Below are 12,679 nucleotides of genomic sequence, written 5' to 3'. Positions count from 1 at the left end.
GATGCGTGCGGGAGCCGATCTCCGGCCCGGGGTCACTCCTCCTCTCCGCCGTCTTCTCCGGAGATGTCCTCGTCGGTCCGGAAGCGGATGTCGGCGATCACGGGACGGTGGTCCGAAGCATCGACGCCGTCTATCTGCTGGTCGCCCCGCGATACGACCTGGCAGTTCTGCACGCCGAAATGCTCGATCGGGGCGTACATGATGTAGTCGATCTTTCGGTCGGGGTCGTCCGAGGGGAAGGTGTACTGGTCGATCGGCCCCGTGTTCGTCAGGAACGAGGTCATCGTGGCGATGACGTTCGAACTCGGGATGGCGTTCAGGTCGCCGCAAAGGATCAGGTCGCCCTCCAGCTCCGTGTCGCGGATGCGGCGGATCTCGGCGGCCTGCACCAGCCGGCTGGCGTCGCCCGAGAGGTGGTCGAGATGCGTCGATGCGACGTAGAGGTCCTTGCCGTCGATCTGAACGCGGATCACGCACAGCGCGCGGTCTTCGCCGGGCTGTTCGGCGGCGCACGGCAAGCGGTAGCTGCGCGTTTCGAGGATCGGGTACTTCGACAGCACGGCGTCGCCGTACTCGCCCCCGTCGCGGTCGATGGCCTTCGAGAAGTGCCACTCCATGCCGAGCTTTTCGGCCAGATCGCGGGCCTGGTGCACGTCCTTGCCCGTGCGGTCGGTGAACACATCGACTTCGTTCAGGGTCACGAAATCGGGGTCTTGGCGACGGATCACCTCGGCGAGCGCATCCAGGTCGGCCGCATTCGCAGGGCTCGTGGCGCGGGCGCCGTAAATGTTGTAGGTCATCACGCGCAGGCTCCGGCCCTTGGGCGGAATGACCGCCTTGTCGCCGTATTTGTCGTTGTAGTTTTCGTCCTCGTTGCAGGCCGCGACGACGAGCAGCAAGGCCGCGGCTGTCAGTATTCTTTTCATAGTCGGTATTTCGTTTTAACGGTTCGTGGTGCGGGTCAGAACGCTTCGATGTCGGCGATGCAGGTCTGGTACATGTCGCCCTGCGTGGCGGTGACCGTTACGCGGAAATAACGCCCCGTCGCCTTGTGGTCGAGGTAAACCTCGTTCTCGATCCGGTTTTCGACGGTGAAGGTGCCGATGCGGGTCCAGGAGGCGTTGTCGTCGCTCACGTCCACGTTGAAAATGCGCGGATTGCCGCTGGCCTTGGGCGTGTCGGACGTGAACGGATCCGCACGGCCGCGGATCGTGAATCCGTGCAGCTCCTCGCTTTTGCCCATGTCGATCGTGATCCAGTGGGGCGGACCCGGTTTCGCGTCGCGCCACTGCGTTCCCCAATAGGTGCAGGGGATGTCGTCGATCGCCGAGGAGGCTTTGCCGTTGTCGTCGTATCCGGTCTGCGCCTCGGGCTCCTCGGTAGAGAAGCCCTCCACGCTCCATCCGCTCCGGTCGATGGGGCGGAACGGATTGGTCGTGTAGGTGCCGTTGATGCGCAGGTAGGCCGTGCCGAGCGTCGGACTGACCGGCAGGCCGGGCGTCACGCGCTCGATCGTCATCGGCAGCAGGAACGTACCCACGCCGTCGAATGCGGCGCTGTTGAGCCGGATCATCACGGGCGAAGAGACGTATTTCCCCGCAGGGATCACCGCCCGGGTATCGTCGATCGTGTAGCAGGCTTCGGGCATGGCCGCATAAGAGGTCTGCTTCTCCTCGTTATAGGCATCGACCAGTTCGGCGGCCGTGCGGAATTCGACCGTGACATCGCTTTCCGGATCGCGGATGCAACTCAGGTTGGCGTAAACGGCGAACACGGTGTCGCGTTCGAGCGGGAAGGTCAGCGTGCTTTTCGAGTCGTCCTCCACGGCATTGACCGTGTAGATGAGCGTATAGGCATCGGGGTCATCGACGTTCAGGTCGCCATCGACCGGATTTTCGCAGGCGGTGACGAGCCAACAGCCTGCCAGGAGCGCCAGATATTTCGTGTGGTTCATGTTCGGATGTTTTTTGAGGATTTACCAGCCGGGGTTCTGCACGATCTGCGGGTCGCGGTTGATTTCGGACTGCGGGATAGGAAAGAGATAGAATTCGGGCCGGAAGACACGGGTCTCGAACACGGTCTTCTCGTAGAACGCCTCGTCGGTGAAGCTGTTGCCGGCATCGACGTTCATGCCGTAGAACGGCCCGGCGTCGGTCTGTTCGGCGATCAGCCAGCGGCGCGTGTCGAAGTAGCGGAGCTGCTCGAAGCAGAGCTCGATGCGACGCTCCAGCCGGATCTGCTCGCGCATGAGTTCCTGAGAGAGGCCCGACTGCACGGGACCGAGGCCGCCGCGTTCGCGAATCAGGTTAAGGTACTTTTCGATGTCCGGATTTCCCGGATCGTACTCGTTGAGCGCCTCGACGTAATTGAGCAGCATCTCGGCATAGCGCATCATCAGGAACGGCCGTTTGATGTAGTTGCTGTTCAGCGGATTGCTCGAAGGAGATACGTTCTTGATGGCGATGTATCCCGAGCGGGGGTAGTCCCACGTGCCCTTTTTGCCCGAACCGCCCGTATAGTAGAGCTGGATGCGGGTCTTCTGATCGCCGATCCAGTAGGCGCCGTTGAAGCAGATGTTCACGTAGAATCGCGGTTCGCGGTTGACGAACATGTTGCGCGTGCCGGCCGGAGCGAAGACCCAGCCCGATTTGGCGTCCTTATACTCCTGGGTCGAGAATCCCTTTTCCTGTTCGGCGGTGACGGCCGTACCGTCGTTCATGCGGAACGCATCGACGAGCTGCTGCGTCGCACCCATGCTCTCGTAGCCGCTGAACTGGCGGGGCGACGCCGAACGCTCCCAACTCGACAGGTTGTTGTTGATGCGGACCATCATCACCTCGCTGTTCCAGTTCTCCAGAAAGACGTTGCGGCACGACATGTAAGGGTCGAGCGTCCCGTCGGAATGATACTCCTTATAGAGGTCGAAGATGCCCAGGTCGATGATCGCCTTGGCCGCATCCGCCGCCCGTTTCCATTTTTCGGGGTCCTTCGCAGTCGCGAAGAGGTGTTTGCCGTCCTTGTTCACGACGCCGGCGTAAGCGGGGTTGCCGTTGAACTGCGGGCTGGCCGCCAGCAGCAGCACGCGGCTCTTCAGTCCCATGCACATGGCCAGCGTGGCCCTCCCGTAATCCTTGTCGGCCTGCGAGGTGAAGTGCAGCGGCAACCGCTTGTTGTCGATGATGTCGTCCAGCTCGCCGACGATGTAGTCCACGCACTCGTCGTAGGAGCTGCGGGGCAGGTTCATCCGCACGTCGTCGCGGTCGAGATCGCCCGGAAGCACCTCGTCGCCCAGCAGCACGCAGGGCCCGTACTGCCGCAGCAGGTTGTAGTAGAACCAGGCGCGCAGGAAGCGGGCCTCGTTCTTGTACTGCTCCACGACGAGGGGGCCGCGCGTGGGATCGTCCAGCATCTCCTGGTTGTCGCCGATGTGCTGGATGAAGTAGGTCGCCGAACGGATGCCCCGGTAGAAGTGGGTCCAGAACTCGTAGTAGTCCGACGAGGCGCTCCAGTTGCCGAGATTTATCTGATAGGAATTGTAGTCCTCGCGGTCGTAGGTGACGTCCAGATCGTCCGAGCAGGGATCCCACGGAATAGGGCTCGTGCGATGGGCTTCGTTCAGAATGTAGCTGTAAACGGTGGCGAGGTATTTCTCCGAATAGGAAGTGCGCTGGAAGACCTGTTCGATGGTGATGCGGTCGTCGGGCACCTGATCGAAGAAGTCGTCGTTGCAGGCGGTCAGTCCGATGCCGCAGGCTGCCAGCGAAAGCAAGGTTATTTGGAGTTTCATATACATGACGGGATTATTAGAAGTTGAAGTTTATGCCCAGGCTGACCGATGCGATATTGGGGTATTTCGCGCCGCGTCCGTCGCCGAGTTCTACGTCCCAGATCTTGAATGAGCTGAACGTGAGCAGATTCACGCCCTGGATGAAGATGCGGGCATTGCTCAGATGGATTCGTTTCATCCAGCGGTCGGGCAGCCGGTAGGAGAGTTCGATGTTTTTCAGACGCAGGTAGTCGGTATCCTTGAGCCACCAGGTGCTTTCTTCGTAGTTCATGTTGATGTTTCCGATCGAGAGACGGGGATAGAAGACGTCCTGGCGGGGGTTCTCCTCGGTCCAGCGGTCGGTGACGTTGCTCAGCAGGTTGCCGCGGCTCGACCCCTGCGAGAAAGGCAGTACGCCTTCGCCGCTGAGCATGGCGTCCACGTGCGCGGCGCCCTGGAACATGGCCGTGAGCGAGAGGTTCTTCCAACCCACCGAAAAGCCGAAACCGTACATGATCTCGGGCACGCTGCCCCAGCCGATAGGCACTTTGTCATACTCGTCGATCTTGCCGTCGCCGTTTACGTCCTTGTACTTGATGTCGCCGGGACGGGTGTCGCCGGTCTGCACGGGCGACGCCGCGATCTCCTCGTAGCTGTCGAACAGCCCGAGAGCCACCAGACCGAAGCGTTGCCCGACCTTGTTGCCGATGGTATTCTGCCACGGGTAGGCGACCGTGCTGTCGTCCTCGAGCACCTTGTTGCGGTTGAACGAGTAGTTACCCATCAGACTCAGCGACCAGTCGCCCCACGAATTGGCGTAGTTTACCGAGAGCTCGAAACCCTTGTTCTCGACCTTTCCGATGTTGCCGTAGGGATTGTTGATCATTCCGACATAGGAAGGAATGCTCGAACGGCGGAGGTAGATGCCCTTGCGGGACTCCTTGAAGTAGTCGAACTGGAGGTTGAGCTTGTTGTTCAGCAGGCGCATGTCCACGCCGATGTCGGTCTTGTCGGCCACCTCCCACGTCACGTCCACGGCATATTCGTCGATGGCCGTCGTTCCGTAGTTCTGGTCCATGTTCTTGCCGAAGGTGTAGCTCGTCGAGCCGCTGTCGGTTACGGTGGCCAGGTAAGCGAACCGGCGGCCGCTGATCTGGCTGTTGCCGACCTGCCCCCATGTGCCGCGTACCTTCAGGTACTGGATGACGTTCGTGAGCGGCTCGAAGAATGCCTCGTTGGAGATCACCCAGCCCAGACCCACCGACGGGAAGAAACCGTAGCGGTTCCTGGGAGCGAAGTTCTCCGAGCCGTTGTATCCGAAGTTGAATTCGGCGAAATAGCGGTCGTCGAATCCGTAGGTGAAGCGTCCGGCCAGGCCGCGGAAGCGGTAGGGCAAGGCCTCCTCGACGTTGGTCGCCTTCGTGTTGATCTCGTCGCTCTGGTTGAAGAGCAGCATGCCCGACACGTCGTGCCGCCCGAAAGAGTTCCTGTAATTGAGCGCCGCCTCGAGGTAGATCGTGCGGTCGCCCTTGGCACTGAGGCTGTAGGCGAGGTTCTCGGTGCCCTGCCGGGTCTGTTCGTAGATCAGGTTACCGTTGGCATCGCGCCCCGTGGCGTGGTAGGTGTTGGGCGACTTGGTGAATCGGTTGGAGGTGTAGTTGTAGGTGTCGAACGAGAACATACCGGTGACCGACAGCCCCTTGCAGAGTTGCTGCGTGACGCGGAGGTTCGAATATACCTGGCTGCGCCACTGGTTGGCGTAGCCCGTGGCACCGAGCTCGGCCACGGGGTTGAGCTCTCCGCCCGAGAAGGCTCCGAGCTTGCCGTCGGGATAGAGCGGGGCGATGTAGGTAGGCTGGGTGAAGTAGGCCGATTCGAAGATCGTGGCCTGCGCCGAGGCGGGATAGTTGGCGTTGGCCAGGTAGCCCTGGATGCCGAGTTTGATCTCGGTGGTGCGAAACGGATTGAGCGTCAGGTTGGCCGTGACGTTGTAACGCCGGTAGTAGGTGTTCGAATTGTAATCGGCGAGTTTCGTGTCCTTGTACATGCCGTCCTCGTCGTAATAGGCCAGTCCGATGTAGTATACGGCCTTGTCCGATCCGCCCGACACATTGACGTTCGCCGAGCGGTTGTGGCTGTAGTCGCGCAGGATCTCGTCCATCCAGTCCACGTTGGGGTAAAGGTAGGGATCGGCATGCGTGCGGGTCTTCTCGATCACCTCGCGGCTGTACAGCGCCCCGCCGCCGCGGGTCATCGAGGCCTCGTTCGACATCTCCATGTAGGTGGCGCCATCGACGAAATCGGTGATTTTCGTCGGCGTCGTGATACCCTCGGTGTAGCGCACGGTGAACTTCGGCCGTCCTTTCGATCCGCTCTTGGTGTTGATGATGATGACGCCGTTCGCACCGCGCACGCCGTATACGGCCGTCGCCGAGGCATCCTTGAGGATCGAGAAGCTCTCGATATCCTCCGGATCGACGTTGGAGAACGAGCGGGGCACGCCGTCCACGAGCGTCAGCGGTGCGCTCATGCTGGCCGTCAGGGTCGAGATGCCGCGGATGTAGATGTCCGCATCGTCGAAGCCCGGCTCGCTGGTCCGCTGCACGGAGACCAGACCGGCGACACGGCCGGCGAGCCCCTGCGAAAGATTCGCCACGGGCACCTTGAGCTCCTCGACCTCTATGCTCTGTTGCGAGCCGATGACGCTGATCTTCTTCTGCACGCCGTATCCGACCACCTCCACGGCATCGAGTATGGCGTCGTTCTGCTCAAGCACGACGTCGAGCTGGCCGCGTCCGGCAACGGCCACATCCTGTGTCTTGTAACCCACGTAGCTGAACTCCAGCACGTCGTCGGGCGACACGTCGATCAGGTAGTTTCCGTTGATGTCGGTGGCCGTACCGATATTGGGCCGCTCCTTCACGAAGACCGTCACGCCGATCAGAGGATCGCCGTTGCGGTCCCTGACCGACCCCATGACGCGCAGCGAAGCCCGCTTTTCGGCTTTGTCCGCCGCTGCAGCCCTGCCGATGACGATCTGCCGTCCGGAGAGTTTCCAAGTGTTTTCCGTTCCTGCGAAGAGCACCTCGAGCACATCTTCGACGGTTTGGTCCGAGACGCTGATCGACACCCGGCGAGAGGCGTCGAGAACATTGTCGTAATAGACGAAAATACAGTCGCTTTGGTCTTCGATGCGGGCGAATACCTCCTTGAGGGGGACATTCTGCAGATCGAGCGAGATGCGGGCATCCGGGGCGGACGTCTGTGCGACGAGAGAGCCGAACGCCCCGATTGCGGCCAGCAAAAACAGGACTTTTATCCGTAGCAGACGGGATAATCGCTTATTATCGGGCACAGGGTCCCCGATATTGCCATTTTTGTTGTACATTTGCAATGAATTGAAGTTTAGAACAAGGTAACTTTTAGATTTCATTTCGTGCCGGACAGCGTTGGGGGACACTGCCCGGCTTTTTTCAGTTCGGGTTGCGGTTTTCCATAGGCATTCGGTTTGGGTTGTCGTCGTGTTCTTTTCGGAGGGTTTGTACCGAGGAGAGCCGGAATCCATTCTCGGAGACCCGGAAACGGATCGGGGCCGTGAGCGAGAGGATACGCAGCACCTCGCCGGGATCGTCGTTGAGTTCGAGTTTTCCCGAAATGGTCATGACACCGACTTCGGGGGAACAGTCGAACGTCCGGTTGTAATACCGCGCGAGCCGTGCGAGCACGTCGGAGAGCGGCGTGTTGTCGAAGCGGTAGTATCCGTGGATCCAACTGATGTAATCTTCGGCACGCACCTCGCGGATGCGGAACGTGCCGGCCGTGTCGAGCGAAGCGCGCTGGTCGGGCACGATCCGGATGCCGCGCTCGGGGGCGCCGGCCGGCGCAACGCTCACCGATCCCGAGCGGAGCACCACCTCCTGAGTCCGGTCGCGCCCGTAGGAGGAGAGGTAGAACCGGGTTCCCAGCACGCGGACGTCCATTTTCCCGGTGTGCACGGTGAAGGGACGTGCGGCATCGTGGGCCACCTCGATATAGATTTCGCCTTCGGCGTAGATCTCGCGGCTGTCGTCGCCGAATGCCGAGGGGTAGATCAGCCACGATCCGGCATTCACCCACACGCGGGTGCCGTCGGCCAGCGTCAGAGTCGTCTGCTTGCCGTAGGGGACGAGCAGTTGGTTGAATGCGGCCACCTCCTTTTTCTCGATCGGCTCCCGGGCGTCTTCGTTGATATGGATCTCGGCGGCATCGTAACGGATCGAAGATCTCTTCTCCTCGATCCGCACCGTCCTCCGCTCCGAGAGGACGAGCCGCGCCTCCTTTCCGGTATAGACGGGAGCCTCCGCCGTTTGGACGAACTCCCGGATGTCAGGGATTTGCCGCTCCGCCTTGCCGCGGAGGAAGAATCCGGTGACCAGCAGCGCGGTGCAGACGGCCGCGCAAGCGGTTCCGACGAGACGCCGCCGGACCGCGCGGCTGCGCCGGACGACCGGCGCAGCGGGATGCCCCTCCGGTCCTGCGATCCGTTCCGTGAGGCAGCGGTAGGCCGCTTCTGCATCGAAGCGGGTGTCGGACAAGTGCCTCCCGCCCCATGCGTCGTAAGCCTCGAGGTAGCTGTGGCGGTGCTCCTCCGAAGAGCGGAGCCAGTCGAGGAGTTCGGCCTGCTCGGCATCGGAAAGGCTCCCGCCGTCGAGGTGGCGGGCGATCAGTCGGTCGATATGTCGGTTTTGCGCGTCCATCTACCCTATTCACGGATCAGGGGGCCGAATCCCTACCTTTCCGGCCGAAAAAAGATTGCACTCCGTCCGAAACGGAGCGGGGAGCCGCAGCCTTTGCCGCAGCTCCCCGCCGTGTCCGTTCCGGACGGACCCCGTTACCGGTAGATCCGGGCGGCGAATCCGCCTCCGGGGGCCATCCGCACCGTCAGTTTCTTGTCCGCGGGCAGAGGCTCCGTCCGCATCACGTAGTCGCAGGCGGCGCGGTGGGCGTTCCTGCCGTCGCTGAAACTCTCGACCTTCCAGCCGTCGCCCTCGAGGAACGAGAGGTCGAGCACCGCTTCACGGGCGTCCCAGTTCGTCAGCGCCCCGACGTACCACATGTCGCCCGACTGCCGGGCGACGGCTATCCGTTCGCCGAGCTTGCCGTCGAGTGCGACCGTGCGGTCCCAGACGGTCGGTACGGCGGCGATGAAGCCGAAGCATTCGGGCTCCTCGAGGTAGTTCGACGGCGAGTCGCAGAGCATGTTGAGCGGCGATTCGAAGACGATGTATTCGGCCAGTTGGCGGCAGCGGGTGCCCTGGCTCATCGGCTCCGTATTGACCGGGCGGTAGTTCCGCCGCGCAGCATTGCGCATGGCGCCCTGCGTGTAGTCCATCGCTCCGGCGACCATACGGATGAAGGGCATGGTGACATCGTAGGTCACCTGATCGACCGTCTCGGGCGACCACTTCATCTGTTCGAGACCGAAGACACCCTCGTAATTGACCACATTGGGCCACGTGCGGCTCAGACCCGTCGGCTTGAAGATGCCATGGAAGTCGAGCAGCATGCGGTGCTCGGCGCAGACGCGTGCGGCGCGGTAGAGAAAATCGACGATCTTCTGGTCGTCGCGGTCCATGAAATCGACCTTGAAGCCCTTGACGCCCATTCGGGCGAAGTGGCTCACGACCTGTTCCATGTCGCGTTCGAAAGCATGGTAACCGGCCCAAAGGATGATTCCGACGTTCCGTTCACGGGCGTATGCCACCAACTCGCGGAGGTCGATTTCGGGCACCACCTGCATCAGGTCGGCCTTCTCGTTCACGGCCCACCCTTCGTCGAGGATCACGTATTCGACGCCGTTCCGCGAAGCGAAGTCGATATAGTACTTGTAGGTCTCGTTGTTGATGCCGGCCTCGAAGTCCACGCCGTAGAGATTCCAGTCGTTCCACCAGTCCCACGCCACCTTTCCGGGCCTGATCCACGATGTGTCTTCGATCCTGGATTCGGGCGCCAGACGGTAGATCATGTCGTTGTCGAGCAGCTCGCGGTCCTCCCTGGCGACGACGACCGTGCGCCACGGAAACGCCCGCTTGCCGACGGTCGAGGCGATGTACCCCTCACGCTCGCGCACGAGCATCTGCAACCGGTTGTGCCCTCCCTGCTCCTCGCGCTTGGGATAGGGGGCGAAAACGCCGCGCAGTTCGGGCGTTTCGCCGTTGCCGCGCAGGTAGAGCCCCGGATAGCCTTCGAGATCGGCCTCCGTTATGACCAGTTTGTAGCCTCCGTCGAGCTCGACGAGCGCCGGGAGGAAGATCAGCCTTCCGGGGTTGAGCTCCGTGATCCGGGCCGTGGTGTAGGTGTTCTCGAACGAGTTGAAGAACTGGCTCTCGAAATCGAAATCCCGGCCGCGTGCGACATAGGGTACGACGGCCCGGCAATCCGCTGGGAAGGAGAAGGCAACGCATTCGTCCCCGATGCGGAGCGTGCCCTCCCGGTCGGTGGTGAAGCGGTAGGCCAATCCGTCGTCGTAGAGACGGAAGACAAGGCCGAAGTCGCCGCGGAACGAGAGCGTCAGTTGGTTGTAACGCTCCCCGACCCGGCTTTTCTTGTAGAAGGGCGAGGCGATCGTCCGATCGACGGAGTTCTTTTCCGCCCGGACGACACGGGCGTTCCGCCCGAGCACCTCGCCGTCTTCGAGGGTCATGGAGACGGGCGACGGAGCGAGCAGCGGCGTGTCGCCGGCATCGAGAGCCACGCGGATCTCCTCCCCGACGGTCACCGTCGTGCGGAGGTTGCCGTCCGGCGAGGACAGCGAATAGATTTTCTGTGCCGCGAGGGTCGCGGGGATGCAGGCCAGGCCGAGCATCAGCAGAAGCGGTTTGAGGTTCATAGTCGGTTTCGTCAAACAAAATTAAGCAAAATACGATATTCCCATCGGTCGCGACCTTTTCAGGCTGCTGTCCATTCTATTACACGGACAACCGACGCCATACCCTACGTCGTGGCATCGATTTTCGGTCCGGAAACCGGACATTTCCGAAAAAACGCCGGGCGGAAGGCCCTGCGTTTCCGAATTTTCATTTCTATTCGTTACAAGAGAGACCATGCTGCTTTTGAATAGCCCGGCATGTCCGACGGCACAACAATACAATCGGCATAACGGTTTCAGTCCCAGCTATGTTCCGCTTGCATTATGCGAGCAGGGCGACAAGGGCGCAGGACTGCATCCGTGTTCGGGTTTCCTAAGACCTACTTCAGGGGCCGACACCGGGCCCCTTCATTTTCGGCAGGGTGTCATGCTTTAACCCGAAACCGTCACGCATCGCCAACGGAACAGCAACCGGATATTGCTTGTCAGGAATATTCGATCCGGAAGATGATGCTGAAGAGATTGATCCATGTCGCAACCAACCAATACCGACACGAGGAAGGACACACAAATCACGGATTGTCAACGAAACATATGAGATCACGATTTTTACGGTAGATTATATATTTAAAGAATGTCGACAAAGAAAACTCCCCGGAGTCAATGACACCGGGGAGAAGAGGTATGTTGCACGGTTTTATGTATCACAAACGGCGATTTCAGGGCATTTCTTGCTACGCAACAGGCATCCGCGATACATGGCAGAAAAGAAGAGCAAACAACAATTCATTAACTGTCAAACATTTACAAATGACAAAAACATAACCTGGACCTATTCTTTATCCGCGTTATGTATCAATATATTTCAGTTGTTTTTCTTTTCATAGGCCACTATTTCGCAGTAATTGCTCTATATTTCAATGCTTTTTATTCGACAACATAAAAATATGAAATTTATTTCATGATATCAAATCTGACAAACTGTCATTTTTATGACAACGTTTCCCCGCGGCATCCTGCTTTATAATCATACTGTTCATTTCTCTAAAATAGCATAACAATCAAGGGAAGTTGTGTTTAGCCAATCATCCAGTTTTTGTCCATAACGTCGTCAGTCAGCGCTCGACACGCATGGGATTGTTCCGGAAATCCTCATACGACAACCGGATGCCCTCCTCCAACTCCGTTTTATAGGTCCAGCCTAATGCTGTGGCTTTCGAAATATCGAGCAGTTTGCGCGGCGTACCGTTAGGTTTCGTCGTATCCCACTCGATCGTTCCCTCATAGCCTACGACATTCGCCACAAGTTCGGTCAATTCTTTGATGGTAACCTCCTTGCCCGTTCCGGCGTTCACCGTTTCGTTCCCTGAATAACTGTTCATCAGAAAGACGCACAGATTCGCAAGATCGTCCACATAGAGAAATTCGCGCAACGGAGTTCCGTCGCCCCAACAGGTAACGCTTCTTGCACCAGACCTCTTTGCCTCATGAAAGCGGCGAATCAGGGCCGGCAGTACATGACTGTGTGTCGGGTGATAGTTGTCGTTTGGTCCGTAGAGATTTGTCGGCATCACCGAGATATAATCCGTACCATACTGACGATTCAGGTATTCGCAATACTTCAGTCCCGAAATTTTCGCAAGCGCATAAGCCTCGTTCGTTGGCTCCAGTGCCGAAGTTAGCAGACAACTCTCCGGTATCGGCTGCGGTGCCAGACGCGGGTAGATGCATGATGATCCCAAAAACTCCAATTTCTTGCATCTGTTGCGCCATGCCGCATGAATCACGTTCATTTCCAGCATCATGTTCTCATACATGAAATCCGCCAATGCCGATGAATTAGCGATGATACCTCCCACTTTCGCCGCCGCCAAAAAGACATATTCAGGCTGTTCCTTAGCGAAGAAACGGTCCACAGACAGCTGATCGGTCAAATCGAGTTCCCGATGCGTACGGATGACTATGTTTGTGTAACCCTGGCGTTTCAGCTCTCGTACGATGGCCGATCCTACCATTCCCCGGTGGCCTGCCACATAAATTTTTGCATTTTTATCCATTATCGCCTA

At 59.4% G+C, this 12,679-nt stretch carries 7 protein-coding genes; all 7 read right to left on the bottom strand.

Going from position 1 to position 12,679, the window contains the following annotated elements:
• Positions 1-32: 32 nt before the first annotated feature.
• Complete coding sequence (locus FME97_RS06990; RefSeq protein WP_141428515.1) at positions 33-926, bottom strand: endonuclease/exonuclease/phosphatase family protein; 894 nt, start codon at positions 924-926, stop codon at positions 33-35.
• Positions 927-961: 35 nt separating this feature from the next.
• A complete protein-coding gene (locus tag FME97_RS06985; protein WP_141428514.1) occupies positions 962-1,954 on the bottom strand; it encodes a BT_3987 domain-containing protein in 993 nt (330 codons plus the stop codon).
• 21 nt (positions 1,955-1,975) lie between these two features.
• On the bottom strand, positions 1,976-3,787 hold the full coding sequence (locus tag FME97_RS06980; RefSeq protein WP_141428513.1) for a RagB/SusD family nutrient uptake outer membrane protein: 1,812 nt from the start codon (positions 3,785-3,787) through the stop codon (positions 1,976-1,978).
• A gap of 16 nt (positions 3,788-3,803) precedes the next feature.
• Positions 3,804-7,070, bottom strand: coding sequence for a TonB-dependent receptor (locus tag FME97_RS06975; RefSeq protein WP_141428512.1), 3,267 nt, complete (start codon positions 7,068-7,070; stop codon positions 3,804-3,806).
• Between the two features lie 169 nt (positions 7,071-7,239).
• Positions 7,240-8,502, bottom strand: coding sequence for a FecR family protein (locus FME97_RS06970; protein ID WP_141428511.1), 1,263 nt, complete (start codon positions 8,500-8,502; stop codon positions 7,240-7,242).
• A 134-nt stretch (positions 8,503-8,636) separates the two neighbouring features.
• On the bottom strand, positions 8,637-10,634 hold the full coding sequence (locus tag FME97_RS06965) for a glycoside hydrolase family 97 protein (RefSeq protein WP_141428510.1): 1,998 nt from the start codon (positions 10,632-10,634) through the stop codon (positions 8,637-8,639).
• 1,094 nt (positions 10,635-11,728) lie between these two features.
• Positions 11,729-12,673 carry a GDP-L-fucose synthase family protein gene (locus FME97_RS06960; protein WP_141428509.1) on the bottom strand — a complete coding sequence of 315 codons (945 nt, stop codon included), beginning with the start codon at positions 12,671-12,673 and terminating at the stop codon, positions 11,729-11,731.
• Positions 12,674-12,679 lie beyond the last annotated feature (6 nt).

This window comes from Alistipes dispar (genome assembly GCF_006542685.1).
Classification (GTDB): domain Bacteria; phylum Bacteroidota; class Bacteroidia; order Bacteroidales; family Rikenellaceae; genus Alistipes; species Alistipes dispar.
Note: the sequence above shows the minus strand (reverse complement) of the source record. Positions and strands in the feature narration are given on the sequence as shown.

Bases quoted from the DNA above. Each gene is read 5' to 3' on its own strand.
- FME97_RS06970 (WP_141428511.1), bottom strand. From the start codon at position 8,502: ATGGACGCGCAAAACCGACATATCGACCGACTGATCGCCCGCCACCTC.
- FME97_RS06965 (WP_141428510.1), bottom strand. From the start codon at position 10,634: ATGAACCTCAAACCGCTTCTGCTGATGCTCGGCCTGGCCTGCATCCCC.
- FME97_RS06990 (WP_141428515.1), bottom strand. From the start codon at position 926: ATGAAAAGAATACTGACAGCCGCGGCCTTGCTGCTCGTCGTCGCGGCC.
- FME97_RS06980 (WP_141428513.1), bottom strand. From the start codon at position 3,787: ATGAAACTCCAAATAACCTTGCTTTCGCTGGCAGCCTGCGGCATCGGA.
- FME97_RS06985 (WP_141428514.1), bottom strand. From the start codon at position 1,954: ATGAACCACACGAAATATCTGGCGCTCCTGGCAGGCTGTTGGCTCGTC.